The 20,846-nt window shown below is 71.9% G+C and carries 18 protein-coding genes; 7 read left to right on the top strand and 11 right to left on the bottom strand.

From position 1 onward, the window contains the following. The first annotated feature begins 436 nt into the window (after positions 1-436). From IF04_RS0119070 to IF04_RS0119050, 5 genes are read left to right on the top strand one after another with little or no spacing between them, the layout of a single operon-like run. Positions 437-3,271 (top strand): nitrate- and nitrite sensing domain-containing protein, encoded by a 2,835-nt coding sequence (locus tag IF04_RS0119070; protein WP_030258784.1) that lies wholly within the window; start codon positions 437-439, stop codon positions 3,269-3,271. After that, positions 3,268-3,756: a roadblock/LC7 domain-containing protein gene (locus IF04_RS0119065; protein WP_030258782.1), complete on the top strand. Its 489-nt coding sequence runs from the start codon at positions 3,268-3,270 to the stop codon at positions 3,754-3,756. Before IF04_RS0119070 ends, IF04_RS0119065 begins: the two co-directional genes overlap by 4 nt. Continuing rightward, the gene (locus IF04_RS0119060; protein ID WP_030258778.1) at positions 3,753-4,154 is read left to right on the top strand and encodes a DUF742 domain-containing protein; all 402 of its coding nucleotides are present in this window, start codon (positions 3,753-3,755) and stop codon (positions 4,152-4,154) included. Before IF04_RS0119065 ends, IF04_RS0119060 begins: the two co-directional genes overlap by 4 nt. A gap of 4 nt (positions 4,155-4,158) precedes the next feature. Continuing rightward, positions 4,159-4,773, top strand: coding sequence for a GTP-binding protein (locus IF04_RS0119055; protein WP_030258774.1), 615 nt, complete (start codon positions 4,159-4,161; stop codon positions 4,771-4,773). Between the two features lie 41 nt (positions 4,774-4,814). After that, positions 4,815-6,068 (top strand): styrene monooxygenase/indole monooxygenase family protein, encoded by a 1,254-nt coding sequence (locus IF04_RS0119050; protein ID WP_030258771.1) that lies wholly within the window; start codon positions 4,815-4,817, stop codon positions 6,066-6,068. A 101-nt stretch (positions 6,069-6,169) separates the two neighbouring features. On the opposite strand, the gene IF04_RS0119045 is transcribed toward IF04_RS0119050, so the two are convergent. The 4 genes from IF04_RS0119045 to IF04_RS0119030 form a co-directional block, all read right to left on the bottom strand. After that, positions 6,170-7,321, bottom strand: coding sequence for a C40 family peptidase (locus IF04_RS0119045; protein WP_030258769.1), 1,152 nt, complete (start codon positions 7,319-7,321; stop codon positions 6,170-6,172). A 169-nt stretch (positions 7,322-7,490) separates the two neighbouring features. Next, on the bottom strand, positions 7,491-7,757 hold the full coding sequence (locus IF04_RS0119040) for a hypothetical protein (protein ID WP_030258766.1): 267 nt from the start codon (positions 7,755-7,757) through the stop codon (positions 7,491-7,493). Positions 7,758-7,792: 35 nt separating this feature from the next. Next, positions 7,793-8,533 (bottom strand): TetR/AcrR family transcriptional regulator, encoded by a 741-nt coding sequence (locus IF04_RS0119035; RefSeq protein WP_051831365.1) that lies wholly within the window; start codon positions 8,531-8,533, stop codon positions 7,793-7,795. Beyond that, positions 8,530-9,462: a helix-turn-helix domain-containing protein gene (locus tag IF04_RS0119030; protein ID WP_078600487.1), complete on the bottom strand. Its 933-nt coding sequence runs from the start codon at positions 9,460-9,462 to the stop codon at positions 8,530-8,532. The genes IF04_RS0119035 and IF04_RS0119030 overlap by 4 nt, the downstream gene beginning before the upstream one ends. Before the next feature lie 113 nt (positions 9,463-9,575). Here IF04_RS0119030 and IF04_RS0119025 point away from each other — a divergent pair, with 113 nt between their 5' ends. Next, positions 9,576-11,114: an alpha/beta fold hydrolase gene (locus tag IF04_RS0119025; protein ID WP_030258756.1), complete on the top strand. Its 1,539-nt coding sequence runs from the start codon at positions 9,576-9,578 to the stop codon at positions 11,112-11,114. 94 nt (positions 11,115-11,208) lie between these two features. Here IF04_RS0119025 and IF04_RS0119020 read toward each other — a convergent pair whose 3' ends face one another. Continuing rightward, on the bottom strand, positions 11,209-12,153 hold the full coding sequence (locus tag IF04_RS0119020; protein WP_030258752.1) for an AurF N-oxygenase family protein: 945 nt from the start codon (positions 12,151-12,153) through the stop codon (positions 11,209-11,211). 170 nt (positions 12,154-12,323) lie between these two features. Between IF04_RS0119020 and IF04_RS0119015 the strand changes: the two genes are divergently transcribed. Next, positions 12,324-13,457, top strand: coding sequence for a ferritin-like domain-containing protein (locus tag IF04_RS0119015; protein ID WP_030258749.1), 1,134 nt, complete (start codon positions 12,324-12,326; stop codon positions 13,455-13,457). Here the strand turns inward: IF04_RS0119015 and IF04_RS0119010 are convergent. The 6 genes from IF04_RS0119010 to IF04_RS0118985 form a co-directional block, all read right to left on the bottom strand. Then, complete coding sequence (locus IF04_RS0119010) at positions 13,408-14,232, bottom strand: ABC transporter ATP-binding protein (protein ID WP_051831364.1); 825 nt, start codon at positions 14,230-14,232, stop codon at positions 13,408-13,410. The two genes, IF04_RS0119015 and IF04_RS0119010, sit on opposite strands and share 50 nt — an antisense overlap. Before the next feature lie 103 nt (positions 14,233-14,335). Beyond that, a complete protein-coding gene (locus tag IF04_RS0119005; RefSeq protein WP_030258744.1) occupies positions 14,336-14,791 on the bottom strand; it encodes an HD domain-containing protein in 456 nt (151 codons plus the stop codon). Between the two features lie 22 nt (positions 14,792-14,813). Beyond that, positions 14,814-16,547 carry a type IV secretory system conjugative DNA transfer family protein gene (locus IF04_RS0119000; protein ID WP_030258742.1) on the bottom strand — a complete coding sequence of 578 codons (1,734 nt, stop codon included), beginning with the start codon at positions 16,545-16,547 and terminating at the stop codon, positions 14,814-14,816. After that, positions 16,544-17,959 carry an outer membrane protein assembly factor BamB family protein gene (locus IF04_RS0118995; protein ID WP_157847680.1) on the bottom strand — a complete coding sequence of 472 codons (1,416 nt, stop codon included), beginning with the start codon at positions 17,957-17,959 and terminating at the stop codon, positions 16,544-16,546. The genes IF04_RS0119000 and IF04_RS0118995 overlap by 4 nt, the downstream gene beginning before the upstream one ends. 29 nt (positions 17,960-17,988) lie before the next feature. Further along, positions 17,989-20,079: a peptidoglycan DD-metalloendopeptidase family protein gene (locus tag IF04_RS0118990; protein ID WP_030258737.1), complete on the bottom strand. Its 2,091-nt coding sequence runs from the start codon at positions 20,077-20,079 to the stop codon at positions 17,989-17,991. A gap of 7 nt (positions 20,080-20,086) precedes the next feature. Beyond that, positions 20,087-20,746, bottom strand: a complete 660-nt coding sequence (locus tag IF04_RS0118985; RefSeq protein WP_030258733.1) for a hypothetical protein — start codon at positions 20,744-20,746, stop codon at positions 20,087-20,089. Between the last annotated feature and the right edge of the window lie 100 nt (positions 20,747-20,846).

The raw sequence follows: 20,846 nt of genomic DNA, 5'->3' as shown, positions 1-20,846 counted from the left end.
CCTGCCAGGACCCGGACGGTTCTCCAAACCCGCCCGCCGATGGCCTACTGTTGCGCCCCACAGCGGAAGTTGATGGTCAACTTCCGATTGATGTTCACTCATTCAGGTGGCCGGGCAGGCGTTGCCGGGCCACCGCGCGGCGCCGGTGAAATGGTCGTATTCCGGATCATGGGTGGGGCCATTCCCTCATCGCGACGCGCACAGCCGGACTGTCTGCCCGGCGGGGGCGTGAGGTGCTGAGGATGCGCCGCAGATCCGCCTTCCGGGGAGATCGGCCGGGTCCGCAAGGCCACACACGGCGTGGGCAGGCGAGACAGGATTGCGAGCAGCGGTGCGGAAGAAGCGGCTTCGGGGTGACGTGGTGGAGCCGGGAACACCGGCCGACCCGGCCAGGTCCGGTACGGACGGTGACCGCGCGGGCGGACGTCCCGCGCGCGTGCGCAACAGGCTCATGGGGGCCGTGGCGGTGGTCGCCGTCGCTGTCATGGCGGTCGGCACGCCCGTCATCGCCTCGGCGACGCAGGACGTGGACGGCTCCCAGGAGCTGGTCGACCTCGGCGAGCTGAACGCCCGCGCGGTGACCCTCTCCCACTCCCTCGCCGACGAGCGCGACGCCATGACGGTGTATGTCGCGGGAGGCCGGACGACGCGCGCCGGGGGCGGCGTCTCGGAGGCCCAGCGGGCCCGCGTGGACCGGCAGATCAAGGACCTGCGCGCCGAGGCGGCGGAGAGCTCCGCGGAGACCGCGGCGTTCGGCGACGCCGGCAAGCTGCTCGACTCGCTGCCCAAGGTCCGTCAGCAGGGGCTGATCGGCGCGGGCGGCGCCCTGGCCACGTTCAAGTCCTACACTGCCACCATTCAGGCACTGGACGCCATTTCGGCCGATATCGCCCGCCGGGTGCCGCCCCGGGCCACCGCGGCCGGCTCCCACGCCGAGGCCCTGCCGCTCCTCGCCCGCGCCACCGAACAGGCGTCCGCGACCCGCGCGCTGCTGCTCGCCGGGCTGGCGAGCGAGGGCCGGGAGACCGACCTGTCCGCCGCGGCCCAGCAGTCGCACGTACGCGAACTGGCCTCGCTCGCCGACTTCGCGCAGAACGCCGGTGACGACACCAGGGACAGCTACGACCGCACGGTCAACGGCACCGACGTCGACACCGCCGAGCGCTATCTCGACAAGCTCACCGACCAGCCCCGGCTCTACCCCCTGGACCTCCAGCTCGACCGGAAGCGCATCGAGTCCACCACCGCCACCCGCGTCGGCCTGATGCGCAGCGTGGAGTCCTCGCTGAGCACCGCCGAGGTCAAGGCGATGGCGAAGCTCCGGGACGACGACGTCACCTCGCTGGAGATCCGCATCGGGCTGGTCGGGCTCTGCCTGCTGCTCGCCGTCGGCATCAGCATCTGGGCGGCGCGCACGATGACCCAGCCGCTGTCCGCGCTGCGCCGCGGGGCCGCGCGGGTCGCCAAGGACCCGGCCGACGAGCAGTCCATCGAGTACAAGGGCCGCAACGACGAGTACGCGCAGACCGTGCGCTCCGTCAACGCGCTGCACGCGCAGGTCGCCGAGCTGGCGCGGACCGCCGCCGAGGCCGAGAGCGAGCGCGCCCGGATGGCGAGCGGCCGCAAGCGGCTGGCCGCCGAGCGCGACGTACTGCTGGAGGAGCGCGCCGACCTCACCGAGCGGCTGGCCGCGCTGCGCTCCGGCGTGAACAACCGGTTCGTCAGCCTCGCGATGCGTACGGTCGGCCTCGTCGAGCGCCAGCTCGCCGTCATCGAGAGCCTGGAGGAGAAGGAGCAGGACCCCGAGCGGCTGGAAACGCTCTACAAGCTCGACCACTTCGCCGCGCGCGTCCGCCGGAACAGCGAGAACCTCCTCGTCCTCTCCGGCTCCGAGCACAGCAACCACAACGCCGTGCCGGTGCCGCTGCTGGACGTGCTGCGCGCCTCGATCAGCGAGATCGAGCGGTACGAGCGGGTGCGCATCCAGTCGCTGCCGCCGCACTCCCAGATCGCCGGCTTCGCCGCCGACGACGTCAGCCACCTCGTCTCCGAGCTGCTGGACAACGCCACGGCGTTCTCGCCGCCGGACGCCCACGTCGAGCTCTCCGGCTGGCTGCTGGAGAGCGGTGAGCTGATGCTCTCGGTCCAGGACCAGGGCATAGGGATGACCGCCGAGCGGATGGCGGAGCTGAACCAGCGGCTGGCGGACCCGGAGACCGCGACGTCCTCGGAGACGGTCGACGAGGCGCTCGGCCTCGGCCTGTACGTCGTCGTACGGCTCGCCGCGCGGCACGGCGTCCGCGTCCAGCTGCGCGACCAGCAGCAGGGCGGCGTCACCGCCGTCGTGGTCCTGCCGAAGTCCATCCTGCCGACCCGTCCGACGCCGGCCGCGGCCGCGCAGCCGGGCACGGTGCAGACCGGACCGACCCTCCCGGGCTCGGTCGCCGAGGCCAACTCCAACGCACTGCCGCCGCGCGGCCAGCGGGTGCTGCCGCCGCAGCGGGAACAGCAGGCCGAGCCGCAGCAGCCGAAGCACGCCCAGCCGCAGCAGCCCCAGCAGGCTCCGGCCCAGCAGCCGCAGCACCAGGAGCGGCCCGCACCGGCTCCGATGGGTGACCCGCTGACGGACCCGCTGACGGACCCCCTGCCGGAATCCCTCAGGGGCCCGGTGCCGGACCCCCTCACGGACCCCCTGCCCGACCCCCTCACCGATCCTCTGCCGGACTCCCTCACGGGCCCGTTCACGGACCCGCTGATCGAGGCCGCGGAGCGGACGATCGACGAGGCGGGCATCGGGACCGCCCCGGCCGCGCAGGCCCCGGGCGCGCCGAGCACCGGCGTGCCGGACTTCTCCGGTGACCCCGACGGCGGCCCCGAGACCGGTGCCGTACCGGTCGGCCGGTCGCCGTACGTCGCCGACGAAGCCCCGGCCGCGCCGGCCCCGGTCGAGGGTGACAGTGCCGAGCACAGCCGGGCCGAGGACGCCGAGGAGGAGCCGCCCGTCCGGCGGCTCACCGACATGGGGCTGCCCAAGCGCACGCCCCGCGTCGTGGCACAGCGGCCGCCGAGCGCGCCGCGGCAGGGCGGTGGGGTGAACGCCGAGGCGCTGCGGCGCCGGCTGGGCGGCTTCCAGCAGGGCGCGCGGGAAGGCCGCCGGGACGTGGAGGCCGAGATCGCGGAGCGCACGGCCGAACAGACCATCCCACAAACGGACACCGACGGAGCGGGGGCCCCGGGAGAGAGTCACGTTGTCGAGGAGGCACGCGATTGAAGGCGCAAGCGCCCACTGCTTACGGACTGAGTCATCAGGCACGGAATCTGCAGTGGCTGTTGTCCAATCTGGTCGACGAGGTGCCGGGCATCCGGTCCGTGGCCGTGGTGTCGTCGGACGGCCTGCTGCTGCTGGCTTCCGACCCGCACCTGGCGGAGGGGACCGCTGAGGCCGCGGGGCACCGCGGTCCGCGGGGTTCCAGCGCCGACCTGGCCACGATCGTGTCCGGCGTCGGCAGCCTCACCAACGGCGCGGCGAAGCTGATGGACGGCGGCACGGTCAAGCAGACGATGATCGCCATGGACGAGGGCAGTCTGTTCGTCAGTTACATCAGTGACGGTTCGCTGCTCGGCGTGCACGCCACCCCCGACTGCGACATGAGCGTCATCGCCTACCACATGGCGCTCTTCGTCGGCCGGGCCGGCCATGTCCTCACCCCCGAACTCCGCAGTGAACTGCGCAAGTCGATGGAGAGCGCTCAGTGAGTACCGCACCCAAACTCCCCACGCGAGGCGGGGACCGGAAACCCGCGCGCGTGCGGCCGTATTCGCTCACCGGCGGCCGCACCCGCTTCGGCCACGTCCTGCTGGTCGAGACGTTCGTGGCCGCGCTGGAGGCGCCGGAGGAGCGCCGCGAGCTGACCTCCGGCAACTGGGCCGACCGGGTCATGCCCGAGATGCGCGCCATCGTCGAGCTCTGCCGCCGGATGCGGTCCGTCGCGGAGATCTCCGCGCTGCTCAAAATGCCGCTGGGCGTGGTCCGCGTCCTGCTCAGCGACCTCGCCGACCAGGGAAAGATCCGCGTCTACGGCTCCGGGCACGGCACCGGCCAGCCCGACCGCGCGCTGCTTGAGAGGGTGCTGAGTGGACTTCGCAGGCTCTGAGACGATGACGGCGAGCGCCGGGACGCCTGCCGCCGACGAAGGGCTGCAGAGCTGGCAGACGGACCGTACGCAGGCCCCCATCGCCACCAAGATCGTGGTGGCGGGCGGGTTCGGCGTCGGCAAGACGACCTTCGTCGGGTCGGTCTCCGAGATCACGCCGCTGCAGACCGAAGCGGTGATGACGCAGGCCAGCGAGGACACCGACGACCTGACGGCCACCCCGGAGAAGACCACGACCACGGTCGCGATGGACTTCGGCCGCATCACGCTCGACCAGGACCTGGTCCTGTACCTCTTCGGTACGCCGGGTCAGCAGCGGTTCTGGTTCATGTGGGACGACCTGGTCCGGGGTGCCATCGGCGCGATAGTGATGGCGGACACGCGGCGTCTCGAGGACTGCTTCCCCGCTCTCGACTACTTCGAGAGCTGCGGTCTTCCGTACGTCGTCGCCGTCAACCACTTCGAGGGGACCGCCGAATACGCGGCCGAGGATGTGCGAGAGGCCCTTTCCGTACCGCATGGCGTACCCGTGGTGATCATGGACGCGCGCAAGCGGATCACGGTCGTGGAGTCCTTGCTCACCCTTGTCGGGCACGCCCTGGAGATGACCCCCGAATAGGTCCGCACCGCTCGCGGACCCCAGCAGAGAAGAGCACCACCATGCGGAAGATACTCATCATCGGAGCCGGCCAGTCCGGTCTCCAGTTGGCTCTGGGTCTCCAGTCCCAGGGCTATGAGGTCACCCTCATGTCCAACCGCACCGCCGACGAGATCCGTTCCGGCCGGGTCATGTCGACGCAGTGCATGTTCCACACCGCCCTCCAGTACGAGCGCGACCTCCAGATCAACTTCTGGGAGAGCCAGGCGCCGCGCATCGAGGGCCTGGGCGTCTCCGTGGCGGCCCCGGGCAGCTTCGAGTCGCCCGAGGGTTCCCAGCGCGCCATCGACTGGGTCGGCAAGCTGGACGGCTACGCCCAGTCCGTCGACCAGCGCGTGAAGATGGCCGGCTGGATGGAGACCTTCGCGCAGCGCGGCGGCCAGCTCGTGATCCACGGTGCCGCTGTCTCCGACCTCGACTTCTTCGCCTCCCGCTACGACCTGACGCTGGTCTCGGCGGGCAAGGGCGAGCTGGTGTCCATGTTCGGCCGGGACGCCACGCGTTCCCCGTACGACACCCCGCAGCGCGCGCTGGCCGTCGCGTACGTGCACGGCATGGGCCCCCGCCCCGAGCACCCCGAGTTCGACGCCGTCCGCTGCAACCTGGTCCCCGGCGTCGGCGAGCTCTTTGTCATGCCGACCTACACCAACTCGGGCCGCGCCGACATCCTCTTCTGGGAGGGCATCCCCGGCGGTCCGCTGGACGCCTTCCAGGGCGTCAAGGACCCCAACGAGCACCTGGCGCTGACGCTGGAGCTGCTGGAGAAGTTCCTGCCCTGGGAGTACGCGCGCTGCACCAACGTCGAGCTGACCGACGCCAACGGCACGCTGGCCGGCCGGTACGCGCCGACCGTGCGCAACCCCATCGGCAAGCTGCCCTCGGGCGGCCTGGTGCTCGGCGTCGCCGACGTCGTCGTGGCCAACGACCCGATCACCGGCCAGGGCTCGAACTCCGCCTCCAAGTGCGCCAAGGCGTACCTGGACTCGATCCTCGAGCACGGTGACAAGCCGTTCGACGCGGACTGGATGCAGGACACCTTCGACCGCTACTGGGCCACCGCCCAGCACGTCACCAAGTGGACGAACGCGATGCTGGCGCCGCCGCCGGAGCACGTGCTGAACCTGATCGGCGCGGCCGGCCAGCTCCAGCCCGCGGCCGATCGTTTCGCCAATGGCTTCAACGATCCGTCCGACTTCGAGAACTTCTTCTACGAGCCGGAGAAGACGAACGCGTACCTGGCGTCGCTGACGGCCTGACGGCGCGCGTCCGCACGGCGTACGTCCGCACGGTACGGCGGGGCGGTTCCCTCGGGGGGAGCCGCCCCGCCGCCGTGCGCGGGTCTGTTGTTCCGCGGGCTTTAGTTCCCGGGCGCCGACGCGTCGCCGTATCCCGTGTCGTCCCCGTCCGTGGCGCCCTCCGGCAGCTCCGGCGGGGTGTAGTTCTTCAGGCCGGCGGCGCCCTCGTCCGGGCGGACGGCGCCCAGCAGCGGGTTGGCGGCGATCGGGGAGATCTTGACCTTGGCGCCGGGGCGCGGGGCCTGTACGACCATGCCGTCCCCGAGGTACATCGCCACATGCGTCGCGCCCGGGAAGTAGATCACCAGGTCGCCCGGGCGGAGCTCGCGCAGGCTGACGCGCGGCAGCTGCTTCCACTGCTCCTGGCTCGTCCGCGGGATCGGCTTTCCGGCGTGGGCCCACGCCTGTGAGGTGAGCCCCGAGCAGTCGAAGGAGTCCGGGCCCTCGGCGCCCCACACATACGGCTTGCCGACCTGCGTCAGCGCGTACGCCATCGCCCGCCGGCCGTCCTTGGACGGGGCCTGCGGGCCGCCGAGCCGGCCGGAGCCGAGGAACGCCTGCTGCGACTTCTCCATGCCGGCCCGCTCCAGCCGGCTCAGCTCCGCCAGCTGCTCCGGCGAGAGCGAGGAGAGCATCGCCTCGACCTCCCGCAGCCGCTCCTCGACGTTCGCCTTCTGCTTCTTCCGCCGGTCGGCCAGGGACTTCTTCTTGTCCAGCGCCTTCTTCGCCTCGGTCGCCAGCTTGTCCGCCTTCTCGGCGCTGCCGGCGAGCCGGGTGACCGTGTCCGCCTGGTGACCGGCCGCCTCCTTGAGCAGATGGCCGCGGTCCAGGGCCTGCTCGGGGTCCTTGGAGAGCAGGAACTGCACGTACGGCGAGAGGCCGCCGGGCCCGGAGCCCGTGTACTGCTCGCGGGCCAGCCGGCCGGCGTCCGCGCGCCCCTGCGCCAGGTCGGAGCGGGCGGCCCGCAGCCGTCCGTCCAGCTTCTTGGACAGCCTGGCCTGCGCCTCGAGGTCCTCCTCCGTGGCGTTGTACGCCTCGGTGGCCGCCTCCGTCTGCTGGTAGAGCTTCTGCAGCCGCGTCAGCAGCTCGCTCACGGGGATGTCGGGCGGCGCGGCGGGCCCGGCCATCGCGTACACAGGCGTCGCGGGCAGCGCCACGGCGGCGGCGCCCAGCATCGCCACCGTCCCCACCGATCGCCGGAACCGTCCCCGCACCGCGCCACCTCCGCTCTGGTCCGACCATCCGACTGGTTCGGATGGTTTCACGGGCCACGCCTTCCCGCCGGGGGAGCGGGCGAACCGGGGGACGGGCATCACCCGATCGGCGGCCGACACACAGGCCGTCGAGTACCGGAAGAACGCCCGGCGGAGGAGAGGAGTTCCCTCAATGTGCGCGCTTCCACGGCCACTTGGGCCGTCCCGCGCCGGGTTCGGCATCCGCGTCGTAGGCGTACACCCAGCCGCGCGGCAGTCCCAGCCGGCCGGCCGGGCCGGGCTCGCGCCGGTAGACGTGCACCGTCTCCGGCGCGCCGGCCTCCCCGGGGACGGGGATCTCGTACCGGGCGGGCGGCCGGCCGGTCGCGCCGACCAGGACGGGGAGCACCCGCCCGTCCAGCGGGCCGCCGACGAAGGGCGTGTTCTCGCTTCTCACGCGGCCAGTGTCACATCACGGCCGGCGGGGCGGGATCAGAGCAGGTGGGCGGCGTCCGAGAGGGCTGGGGCCAGCCGCCGCGCGAGGAGGCCGACCGGCCCGTCGGCGGTCTCCGTGGCCAGCGCGGCGGCCGCGGCCCGCGCGGTCTCCTCGTCCGTCGCCGAGGTCGCCACGAACAGCGCGACGAAGTGGTCCACGAGCCAGTCGCGCAGCTCGTCCAGCGGTACCTGCTTCTCCTCGTCGACCCAGATCAGCGAGGCCGCCTCGACGGCGGTGATCCACGTACGGACCATCATCCGCAGCCGCGGGCCCGGCTCCGGGGCGCCCAGGTGGTGCAGGATCTGCTCGGCGGCGGTGCGCCGCACCTCGTCGACGATGGCGTTCGTGCGGACCGTCTCCACGACGCTGCCGCCCTGCAGCAGCGCGCTGAACCCGGTGTCGTGCTGGTCGACGAAGGCGAGGTAGCGGTCCAGCGCGCGGGCCAGCCGCAGCGTGAGCGGGCCGGTCTCGGCCTCGGCGAAGCAGCCTTCGAGGTTGTCGGCGGCACTGCGCAGGGCCGCCTCGTACAACTGCTGCTTGCCGCCGGGGAAGTACCGGTAGACCAGCGGCCGGGAGACCTGGGCCGCGTGCGCCACATCGTCCAACGACACGTCCTCCGGCGCCCGTTGGGCGAAGAGGCCGAGGGCCGCCGCCAGCAGCTGGGCGCGCCGCTCCGCCACGCTCAGCCGCCGGTACGCGGGGCGGGGTACTGCTGGTGCGGTGCCGCTGCCGTTCATGGACAGCAGCGTAACTGCCCTTCGGTCCGGGCCGCCTGGGAGTCCAGGGCAGCGCGGAGCCAGTCGTGGACGGCGCCGAGGGTCGGTTCGTGGCCGGACAGCTCGGCGTGCAGCTCCCAGTAGCGCCCGATGTACGGGTCGCCGGCGAGCTGGTGGCTGAGCCGGTGGCGGAAGTCCGGGGTGTCGCGCAGACCTCTGGCGCGGGCGTGGGCGGCGACGAAGCAGTCGAGCGCCTCGCCTTCGTGCGGTGACCGCCGTGCCCGCAGCGCCGGTGCGGCGAGTGCGGCGGCCTCGGTGAGGCCGTCGTAGAGAATGCCCAGGTCGTAGCCCAGCTCCGGCCGGTGATGCGCGGGCTGGCAGTAGTCGGCGCCGGGATGGGGGATGCCCGCGAGGAGAGCGTGCAGCCGGGCGAAGGCCAGTACCTGGGCGGGCGTCGGGTCCGCGGGCGGCTGCGGAATCGACGTGTCGACGATCGCGGAGGCCAGCCGGGCCGGGACCCGTGCGGGCAGCCAGGACCGCCAGAAGCGGGCCGGAGCCGCCGTGCTCGGCGGGGCGGTCACGGAGCCGAGGAGGCGCAGCCGCTCGGGGCGTTCTTCGGGGGCGCAGTCCCGGAGGAGGTGGAGGGCGGCCTCCCGCCAGCGCAGGGCGGCCAGCCGCGGGCCGAGCTCCCGCAACTGCCCGGCGACGACGTCCTCCAGTACGTCGCCCAGCGCGTCCTCCCGTTCCAGCACCCGCCCCACGTCCGGGACCGGCAGGTCCAGGGTGCGCAGCGAGCGGATCAGGCGGAGCCGGTCGAGCGCCTCGGGACCGTACCGGCGGTGGCCCCCGGCGCTGCGCGCCGTCTCGGGCAGCAGGCCGCGGTCCGAGTAGAAGCGGACGGTCTTGACGGTGACGCCTGCCTGTTCGGCCAGCTCGCCGATGCTCCACATGCCGTCGGACAGCACTGCTTGAACCTCCCTCAGGGGGAGCTCCTACGGTACCGGCGAGCGCGGCCGGCCGATGGGGCCGGGCGCGGGGGACCGACGCGCGCGAGGAGAGATTCATGACGGCATTCGTCCTGGTGTCGGGCAGCTATACCGGCGACTGGGTGTGGCGGGAGGTGGCCGACCGGCTGCGGGAGTCGGGTGCCGAGGTGTACCTGGCGGCGCTCACCGGCATGGGGGACCGTCGCCATCTGGCCGGTCCCGGCACGGACCTGGAGACCCATGTCGAGGATCTGGTGCGGCTGCTGGACCAGGTGGCGGAGCCGGAGGTGGTGCTCGTCGGGCACTGCTACGGCATCCACCCGGTGCTCGGCGCGGCGGGCCGGCGCCCGGAGCGGATCGCCCGGGTCGTGTACCTGGACGCGGGGATGCCCCAGGACGGCGATCCGGCGCTCCAGTTGGTGCCCGATCCGGTGGTCCGCGACCGGCTGCTGGGCGGGGGCGGGGGTGACGGGGCGGCCGACGACTGGCGGCTCGACCCGCCGGCGGCCGACGAGTGGCAGCGCTGGGGCAGCACCGCCGGTCTCTCCGAAGCCGATCTGGCGCGGCTGACCCGCCTCGCCGCACCGCAGCCGCGCGGCACGCTCACCCAGCCGCTCCGGCTCCCGGAAGCGGCCTCCGCGCTGCCGGCGACCGGTGTCTTCTGCACCGCCAACGGGGCGAGCATCGCGATGGCCGAGGCGATGGTCGGGCTGGGGGACCCCCGCCTCCAGGCGCTCGTCGACCCCCGGGTGACCTTCTTCGAACTGGACACCGGGCACTGGCCGATGCTCTCCGCGCCCGGCGAGCTGGCCGGGGTACTGCTGAAGGCCGCGGCGGGTGAGGGGTACCGGCTGGCCGCGACCGTGCGCGAACAGCCCGGCCATCTGCGGCCGTTCCTCCTGGACGTACCGGAGCGGCGCCGTGAGCGCATCGGGCGGGTCGATCTCCACCTGCCGGACGACCTGCCCGCCGACCCGGCCGAGGTGGACCGCCCGCGCCCCGCTGTGGTGTTCGTGCACGGCGGCCCGGTGCCGCCCGGCGTCGACCCGACGCCGCGCGACTGGCCGGCCTTCGTGGGCTACGGACAGTACGTGGCGGGCCTGGGCGCGATCGGCGTCACGCTCGACCACCGGCTGCACGCCCTCACCGACTACCCGCTTGCCGCCGAGGACCTGGCCGAGGCGATCGAGCTCGTACGGGCCGATCCGAGGGTCGATGGCGACCGCATCGCGCTGTGGCACTTCTCCGCGGGCGGGCTGCTGCTGGCGGACTGGCTCGCGGCGCCGCCGCCGTGGCTGCGCTGCGTGGCGGCCAGCTATCCGATTCTCGCGCCGCTGCCGATCTGGGGTCCGGTCGAGTCCCGGTTCCGTCCCGTGGCGGCGGTGCGCGGCGCGGGACGGCTGCCGGTCGTGCTGACCCGGGTGGGGCTGGAGCGCCCGGAGATCGCGGCGACGGTCGAGGAGTTCCTGACGGCCGCAGCGGACTGCGGCGCCGAGGTCGAGGTGGTCGACATCCCGCTGGGCCACCACGGGTTCGAGACCAGGGACCACACCGACGAGGCGCGCGGGGCCGTGGAGCACGCGGCGCGCTCCGTACTGGGGCATCTGCGCGGCTGAACCGGGGCCGGGTGGCGACTGGGCCGGGGCCGGGCGGCGGCCGGTCCCACGACCGTCACCGCCGCCGCCCGGTACCACTGTTCCGCCGTCCGGCTCACGCCAGCAGGCCGGAGCTCTTCCAGAGCTTGCGGCCCACGCCGCGCATCACACCGATCTCGTCCAGGAAGTCGGTGAGCCGCTTGGCGCCGGTCTGCATGACCTCGCGGCGGTGGCCGCTGGCCTTCACCTGCGCGACGGCCTCCCGGCGGTCCAGGCCGACGTTCGTGTACACCTGCGGGTTGACGAAGGCCACGGAGAAGACGCGGGCGGCCTCGCCGGAGGAGATCCGGGTCAGCTCCTGCTCCCAGCGGGGCGCGCGGACCATCTGGCGGCGCAGCTCCTCGCGGGCGTACCGGACGTGCCGGGCCTCCTCCACTACGTGGATGCGGGTGACGCCGCGTACGAGGGTCTGTACCCGCTCGTCCGGGAAGGTGAGCCGCTGCATCCAGTCCAGGATCTCCTCGCCCAGCAGCGTGCAGGCGAAGGAACCGGGCGTGGTGGAGACGGTCTTGAGGATGCGCGCGAGGTTGTGGTTGAAGCGGGAGACGGGGTACGTGGGCGCGCCGCCCGTCTGGATGAGCCGCGCGAACATCTTGGAGTGCCGGCACTCGTCCGCTATCTCGGTCAGTGCGTACCGAACATGGGCGCTGGTGACGGACTTGTCGTAGATGTGCCGGACGAGGAGCTGCATGAGGATGATCTCGAACCAGATGCCCAGCGAGGCGAGCGACGCCGCCTCGTGCCGGGCGAGGTCCATCCGCTGCTCCTCCGACATCTTCTTCCACAGGGGCGTGTCGTAGAGCGAGACGAGCTCCGGCGGCCAGAACCACTTGCCGTCCTCGATCGGCGCGTCCCAGTCCAGCTCGGTGTCCGGGTCGAAGGAGTGCTTGGCGGAGGAGTCCAGCAGGCGCTCGGCAACCTGCTCACGGTCCTTGAGCAGCCCGAGTGCGTCCCGCAGTGCCTCGGTGTCCGCCGTGCTGATGTCAGGAGCTGTCGTCATGGCTGTGGCTACCTCGCTCGTGGGGTTACCGGCGGTCACGTCTTATGAGACTGCGCGTCAGTAAGGGCGTCAATCCCCCGCACACGACTTCTTGACCCTCCGGTAAGGAGCGTGTGAGCCTGCCAACTACCGCACGCGCTGCGGCATTCGGTGATCCGAGGAGGCTCCCCATGTCCACCCGCGAGCTCTACACGACCGACCCCGGCGACCCGCTGTGGCAGGTGCCGGCCACCGGTGCCGCCCGCTTCACCTGGGAGTACGACGACGGCCGCGACCGCCTCCTCGCCCTGTACAAGAAGGGCAAGGACAAGCAGTGGGACGCCGATCTGCGCATCGACTGGGACCTGGAGGTCGACCCGCACGACCCGCTCGGCACTCCCGATGAGGCCATGTCCCTGTACGGCACGAAATATTGGGACCGGATGACGGCGAAGGAGCGCGGGGAGCTGCGGCAGCACTACGCCTCCTGGCAGTTCAGCCAGTTCCTGCACGGCGAGCAGGGCGCGATGGTCTGCGCGGCGCGGATCGTCGAATCCGTCCCCGACCTGGACGCGAAGTTCTACTCCGCGACCCAGACCATGGACGAGGCGCGGCACGCCGAGATCTACAGCCGCTTCCTCCAGGAGAAGATCGGGATGCTCTACCCGATCAACGACAACCTGCAGTCGCTGCTGAACGACACCCTCAAGGACTCCCGCTGGGACATGCCCTACCTCGGCATGCAGGTCCTCATCGAGGGCCTGGCCCTGGCCGCCTTCGGCATGATCCGCGACACCACGAACAAGCCGCTCCCCAAGCAGATACTCGCCTACGTCATGCAGGACGAGGCCCGCCACGTCGCCTTCGGCCGCATGGCCCTCCGCGACTACTACAAGCAGCTCACCGAGGCCGAGCTCCGCGAGCGCGAGGAGTTCGTCATCGAGGGCTGCTACCTGATGCGCGACCGGCTGCGCGGCCTCGAAGTACTGGAGAACTGGGGCATACCCAAGGCCGAGGCGGCCCAGTTCACCGAGCAGTCCGAATTCCTGCACCTCTTCCGCAAGCTGCTCTTCAGCCGCATCGTCCCGTGCGTGAAGGACATCGGCCTCTGGGGCAAACGCCTCCAGCAGGCATACCTCGACATGGGCGTCTTCGACCTCGGCGACTCCAACCTGGACCTGCTGATGGCCCAGGACGAGGAGCTGGCCGAGAAGCTGGACGCGGAACGCTTCGCGGCCGAGGAGACGGCCCGCACGGCCGAGGTGGCGGAGGCGATCACCCGCGGCGGCCCGAGCGGGCCAGCCAGCGGCCCTCGTGGCGGGTGACCTCGATCGGGCGGCCGAAGCAGGTCGTCATCCCTGCGTCGGTCAGTACGTCCGCCACCGGGCCCTTCGCCTGGAGGCGGCCGTCGCGGAGGAGGACCGCGTGGCCGATGGCGGGGGAGAGCTCCTCCAGGTGGTGGGTGACGGTGACCGTCGCCAGTTCCGGGCGGTTCAGGGCCAGTTGGTGCATGGTGTCGATCAGGTCCTCGCGGGACGGCAGGTCGAGCGCGTTGAACGGCTCGTCGAGCAGCAGCAGCGAGGGGTCGGCCATCAGTGCGCGGGCGATCAGGAGCCGGGCCCGCTGGCCGCCTGAGCACACCCCGTACGGCCGGTCCGCCAGCTCCTTGCAGTCCAGCTCGGTCAGCAGCGCGTGCGCGCGCTCCCGCGTGGCCTCGTCGTACTTCTTCCACAGCGGCTGCACCGTGCCGGTCGCGCCGGTGAGGACGACGGTGTGCCCGGGCAGGTCCACCGGTACCTTCTGTGCGCTGGAGACCAGGCCGATCGCGGCGCGCAGCTCCCGTACGTCGACCGTGCCGAGCCGGTGCCCGAGCACCTCGACGGTGCCGGTGGTGGGGAACATCAGCGCGCCGACGAGGCGGAGGATCGTGGTCTTGCCCGCGCCGTTCGCGCCGAGCAGCGCCCAGTGCTCCCCGCTGCGTACGGACCAGTCGATGCCGTCGAGGATGGTCTGGCCGGTGGTGACGCGGCGGACGCTCGCCCCCGAGAGGGCAGCGATCACACGCGCCTGGGTGTCGTCCGTGTCGTCCGATGGGCTCATGCGCGGCAGGTTAGCTGCATGGGCCATGTTTGTGCGGGGGTGTCCGGCGGGTGGACGAGTTCCGGCCGGTCGGGCCGGCGGGCCGGCCCCGGACCGGGCCCGTTCAGCCGGCCAGACCCAGCAGTGCCCGCATCCGTGCGTACTTCGCCGTCAGCCGCTCCCGGGTCGCCGCGTCCAGGACCGCCAGCCGGTCCGGATCCGCGTTGTGCCCGAGGTCGGCCTCCTTGACCAGCAGCGCGCCGGGCGTGGCCAGAATGCGCGCGGCGTACTCCTCCGGCGGCTCCCCGGCCCGCTTGGTCACGGCCAGGACCATGTCCTTCGTGGCCGGCGAGAGCGCGGCCCCCGCCAGCCACTCACCCGACAGGGCGGCGTCCTCGACCGAGTCGTGCAGCCAGGCCGCCGCGATCTGCTCGTCGCTGCCGCCGCGCGCCCGCACCCCGGCCGCCACGGCGGCCAGATGCTCGGCGTACGGGCGCCCCGCCTTGTCGGTCTGCCCCTCGTGCGCCCGGCGCGCGAGCGCCTCGACCTCGGGCAGTGTCAGCAGTGTCACGTCACTCATGGGGCCATTGTGGCGGGCGCACTCAGCGCGCGGCCCCCGGGTCGTACTTCGCCAGCGAGCTCTTGACCTCCTTGGCGTGCGGGCCCTCCCACCAGGGGATCGTCTCGACGAGTACGGGTTTGGTGCCGGAGGCCAGGACCAGGGCCCGGCCCGGCGGCATGGAGCCCAGGTCGGAGACGTGCAGGACGCGCTCCCGGCGGGTGGACTCATTGACCGTACGGTGGCCCGACCAGCCGCCGAACTCCGACTCACGCGTCGTCTGGTAGCCGGTGAGGTCGAACTCGCCCGCCAGCTCCGAGAGATCACCGAGGAACTTGGTGTCGGAGACGCCGCCGCCGTACACCCGGACGTTCGCCGCCGACCACAGCTTCTCCATGCCGCGCTCGCCCCAGACCTCGATGCCCTGGGCCCAGGACTGCAGGATCGTCATCAGGATGATGCCGCGCGAGCCGTAGTGCGAGTACAGATCGGGGAGGTTCCGCCAGCGGCAGACGTTCGCCGCCTCGTCGAGCACGCCGACCATCGGCACCGGCAGCCGGCCGCCACGCTGCGTGGTCGCGTACTCCTCGGCGGCCTCCACGACCGCCACGGTCAGCGCCGTCACCAGCGGACCCGCGGAGTCCCGGCCCTCGCGGGAGAGCGAGTACAGCGCCCCACCGGTCCGGACGAACTCGTGCGGGTCGAACACCGGCAGCGGCGCCCCGGGCGACGGCGTCACCCAGCGGTTGACCTCCGGGTTGATCAGGCAGGACGCCATCTGCTGCGCGACGCCGTAGATGCCGCTGCGCTGCTTGTCGGGCGCGTTGACCACGCCGTACACCCCGTCGGCGGGCATGACGTGGCCCGCGCCGCGCAGAATGCGCTCCGGGGTGTCGTCCTTGGGGTTGGACAGCCAGGTGTAGATCTGTGTGATCGGCATTCCGGCGGTGGCCGCCGCCAGCAGCAGGTTCGCCAGCAGGTCCTGGCCGGCCGGGTCGAAGAAGGCGTCGGTCGACGCCTCGGCGTCCCGCGAGCCGGACGCGAAGTGGTCCGCCATCTTGCGGGCCTTGGCGATGTCCGTGACGTAGCTGAGGGGGTTCCACCACCAGCTGGGCGCCTCCTGCGCGACCTGCTGCGGGTCGAACACCCACACAGGGCCGCGCGCCGCCCGCGGCCCGCGCGTCGCGTCCACGATGTCCCGCTTGTTGGAGGTCACCAGCACCGCGCCGGGCGCGTCCAGGATCGCCGGAATGGCCCGCCGCGTGGTCTTGCCCGTACGCGGCCCCCAGATGTCGACATGCATGTCCTCGAACGAGCCGAACAGCGGCTGCTTGCCGCGCACCGACCGGCCGATGAACACACCCGGCACGCCGACCTGGGCCCCCAGCCGCTCGGCCGTGGCCGCCGCGCCCTGCATGGTGAGCTTCCCCAGCTCCTCCCGCTGGGCCAGGTGCCGGGCCGCGCCGTCGACCTTGGGCTTGTTGCGCCGCTTCTGCACCACGCGGTGCACCGCGAGCCCGGCGAGGGCCAGTACGACCGCCTCACCGGCGGCGATGGCGCTGGCGGCACCGCCCGGCCAGGTGTAGTCACCCTTGATCAGGGCGACGACGAACGTCAGCGGATTCCCCGCCGGCGCGGGCCCGCCCGAGGCCGCCGCACCACCCATCGCCGCCAGCCACGCGGCACACACGGCCAGCAGCACGACCGCGACGAGAATGAAGATCTCCACCGTCCAGTCGTCCTCGGCCCGAGGCTTCTTCTGCTGTTCCACGGTCACGTGCGCGGGGTCCTTTCTGCGTGCTGGGTCGCGAAGACGAAGAAGCCGTTGTCGGCATTGATGACGGCGTAGCCGTTGTTCGAGAACTCGGGGAGCTTCTCCAGCCCGGTGCGCAGGACCTTCTTGTCGCGCATGCCGAGCGCGGCGGGGCCGCTGTCGTCCAGCTCCGCGTAGAGCACTCCGTTGCCGGGCAGCGCCACCGGGCGGATGTTCTGCTCGCCCTCGGCCTGCCGCCACAGCTCCTTGCCCGACTTGGTGTCCCAGGCCACGGCGCCTTCGCCGTACTGGGTCACGACGGTTCCGCCGTCGGGCGAGAGGACGGAGGCGTCGTCGTCGGCGCCGGTGCTGTAGTCGCTCGCCGGCCCTTCGGTGAGCCGCCGGCCGGTCTTCGCGTCGATGATCGTGAGGACGCCGCCCTTGCTCTCCTCGGCGTAGACGGACCAGCCGAGTACGGCACTGCCCTCCTGGAGCGGAGCGATCCAGGAGCTCGTCCCGGTCTCCTCGTCCAGCCGCTCACGGAGGGCGGCCGGCGGCTCCAGGTCCTCGGTGCTCCACAGCTTCTTGCCGGTGCGGGCGTCGGTGGCCACCAGCCACTCGGCGAACGGCTGGTAGGAGACGTCGGAGGAGATGCTGACACCGAAGCCCGCGTCGATCCGCGTCCCGAGCTCGGTCTCGCCCTTGAGCTCGGTCTCGACCGTCTTCCCGCCGCCGATCGGTAGGTACTTCTGGCCGTCCCCGTCCCCGTCCGCCACCACGTACCCCCTGCGGACCGGCAGCCCGTCGTAGGCGTCGTCGTCGAAGGCGGAGCTGCCGAGCTTCCTGCCCGACGGGTCGTACATAGTGAAGACGCTCCGCAGCCGCTCCTTCGCCAGTCCGTCGGCGGGGGTGTGCACACGGCTGCGCACCAGCAGCGCGGGGGAGCCGTCCTTCCACTCGCTGACCTGGACGTGTTCCGCGGCGGTCGCGTCGGTGGTGTCCACGGTGTCGCCGGGGTCCGCCGCGACCCGCACCGTCAGCTTCTTGCGGACGGTGCCGGTCTTCAGCTCGCGGAGCCGGACGGTGAACCGGGTCTCGGCGGCGCCCTCCTTCCGAGGCTCCTCCACGACCAGCGCCGAGACGTCACCCACGACGCACCGCTCGTCCTCCGCCCGGCCGTTGCTCACCGTCCCCGCATAGCCCGGGCAGGTACCGGCCTCTTCGGACGACAGGCTCCAGGACGGCTTCCCGGCCAGCCCGGGGACGGCCTTCCCGGTCCATGCGGGGCCCTTGCGCGCCGAGGGCGAGCCGTCCTTCCCGGACCGGTCACCGCTCACCGGCGCGTCCGCGCCACCGCACCCGGCCACCAGTCCCAGGACCACGGCGGCCCCGATGACCGCCGTACTGCGTGTCTGCCACTTCACGGTCCACTTCACCGTCTTCACTCTGCTTTCCCGTGCCCGGCTCAGGCGTCCCCGTGGCCGTCGCCCTCGACGGCGTTGGTGCCCTGGGGGATCGGTACGCGGTACACGTGCGTGATCTTGTCCTGGACGTCCCAGGTGCTGAACTCCACGGACTTGCCCGGCCGCGGCGCGTGAATGATCTTGTGGCCCTTGGGGTCCCAGACCATGCCGACGTGCTCGGAGCCGCGCGAGCTCGGGTTGAAGAAGATCAGGTCACCGGGCTGCGCCTCGCTCAGCGAGATCTCGTACTTCTTGAGGTACGGCTCCTGGGAGAACGTCGTGCCGGTGATATCGATCTTGCCGCCGCTCGCCTGGTAGTACGCCCACTGCACGAAGCTGGAGCAGTCGAAGCTGGTGGGGTTGCGGCCCTGCAGACGCGGCGCGCCCAGCACGTACGGGACGCCGACGCCCCGCTGCGCCCAGCCGAGCACCGCCCGGATCACCGGGTCGTCCGAGTCGGGCAGCACACCGGACGCGCCCGCGCCGTCGGGGGCGACCGCCGGACCGTCGTGGTCCTTCGCGCAGTTGGCGAACTGTGCGTCCCGGCCCTCCTGGCCGTCCTCCGAGCCGGGCACCGGGCCGTAGTCCGGGTTGGCGGTGACCTTGCCGGCCATCCACTGCTCCGGGTCGACCATGCCGGGGCCGTTGTCCCGGCCGCCGACCCAGGGGCTGTCCACGCCCGGCTGCAGGACCTCCCAGTGCAGGTGGGGGCCGGTGACATTGCCGGTCGCGCCGACGGTGCCGATCTGCTGCCCGCGCTTCACCTGCTGGCCGACCTTGACCATGATCCGGGTCTGGTGCGCGTAGAGGGTGATCACCCCGCCCGCGTGCTCGAGGTTCGTCTCGTTGCCGTACGAGCCGCCGCTGCCGGCCTTGGTGACCTTCCCGTCGGCCGGTGCGTAGATCGGCGTACCGCTGTCCGCGACGAGGTCGAGCCCCGTGTGGTAGCCGAGGCTCCACATGTTGCCGCGCTGGTGGTACTTGGTGCCGATCTGGTAGGTGCCCTTCTTCATGGGCCACTGCCAGTCCTTGCCGCCGGCCGCCGGCCGCGGCTTGGCGAGCGGCTGTGCGTGGGCGGCCGGAACCATGGCGGTGGCGGCCGAGCGGGAGACCTCGTACGCCGCCTGCTCGGTGGAGCCTTCGTCACCGTCCAGCGGCGGGGTGGACCAGGACCGGGCGGCCGTCGCGCTGATGCTCAGCGCCCGGCCGGGGTTCGCGTTGTTGTTGACCGGCTCGGGAATGTCGGACTGCTGTCCCAGGGTGGGGAAGTCCGGGTTCTTCTCGATGGTCTCCTTCAGGTGCGCGTACCAGCGCTTGATCAGGTCCTTGTCGCCGGTCAGCGTGCCGCGGTAGCGCGCCGCCTGGGTGAGGACCACCCGCATGTAGATCGTGTTGCTCGTCGACGAGCCGGAGTAGATGCGGAGCGCCTCGGCCGCGTTGGTCTCGGCGTGCTTCGCGTGCAGGTAGTTGGCCGCGGCGTAGGCGGCGTCGTCGATGTTGTAAAGGTCCTGCTTGCCGTCGCCGTTGCCGTCGGCGCCGTAGTCGTGCCAGGCCGGCTTGCCGAACTGGAGGATGCCCATGTACCCGAGGCTGTTCTTGCCGCCGGGCGCCGCGGACTTGTCCTGGCCGAACTTGGTCTCCTGGTACATCTGCCCGGCGATGAGCGTCCAGTCGAGCCCCTTGTAGCGGGCGGCGGCCCGCATCGAGGCGAGGATCATCCTGGGCGGTATCTCGTTGCGCGCCGTTTCGCTCGGCATGTACATCTTGCCCGCCGGCATGATCGGGTTGGTCGCCGCCGCGGGGCCCGTACTGCCGGAGTTGGCGTTGTCGTTGTAGTCGGCGCAGGCCGCGCCCGCCGTGCCGCCGCCCATGCCGCCCACCAGCGAACTGATGAGCACCAGGATCAGGAAGCCGATGCCCGCCATGGACAGCGCGCTGCCGCCGCCCCCGATGATCAGCAGCCATTTGGTGCTGCTGCTCTTCTTCTCGTTGCCCCCGCCCCCGTCACCGGCAGCAAGCTGAGCCATCTTCTTGGCTGTCTTGGCTGCCTTCGCGGCCTTGGCGGCGGCGGCCAGAACCGCTGGCGCCACCATCAGCGGCTCACTCTCCCGTCTGGTCGGAGGCGCCCACGTTGCCGAGGCCGAAGATGTCGAATCCCGAGACGCGCCACTGGCCGTCGCTCTTCTGCACGGTCACCAGCCAGGTGTTGGTCTCCTCGCTCGCCTCGCCGTCGAGGGTGCGCCGCGCGGTCACCTCCACGACGCTGGAGACCGACTGGCCGCTGCCGCGCGTCAGATCGTCGGCGATCATGGCGTCGCGCTTGACCACGGCGGTGCCCTTGGATACGCACTTCGACGCCTTGCAGGTGGCCCACTCCTTGCCGCTCGGCAGCCTCGTCTCCTGCTTCATCGCGCTGTCGCGGTTGGTCAGTTCGAGGAGGGGCGGTACCCAGGTACCGGCTGCCGAGGTGTGGCTGTAGGTCGAGATGCCGGCCATGTACCGGGCCATGACGTCGTGCGCCTCGGCGAGGTCGGCACGGGACATGATCGGGGCCGGGCCGTCGCCGCCCGCACTCGCGCCGCCGGTACCTTCCGCCGCGGCGTCTCCGGAGGCCGTGGGCGACGGGGTGGCCGGACCACCCGCCTCGGAGTCGTCCTCGTCGTCGAAGAGGGTGAATACCGCCAGCACCACGACCAGAAGAAAGCCGAGCAGTCCGAGGGCGAGCAGCCCCTTGCGCTTGTTTTCCGCGTCCGACTCCACGGCCCCGCGTCCCCCTTGTGTTCTGCTGCCGGTCCGGCGGTGGGCGATGTTGACCGGAACACGATAGGTCGGGGCTGTAGCAATGCGGCTGCCGCGCTTT

It is taken from the genome of Streptomyces violens (assembly GCF_000717745.1).
GTDB lineage: Bacteria > Actinomycetota > Actinomycetes > Streptomycetales > Streptomycetaceae > Streptomyces > Streptomyces violens.
The sequence above is the reverse complement of the archived record's forward strand: the minus strand, read 5'-3'. Positions and strand labels throughout refer to the sequence as shown.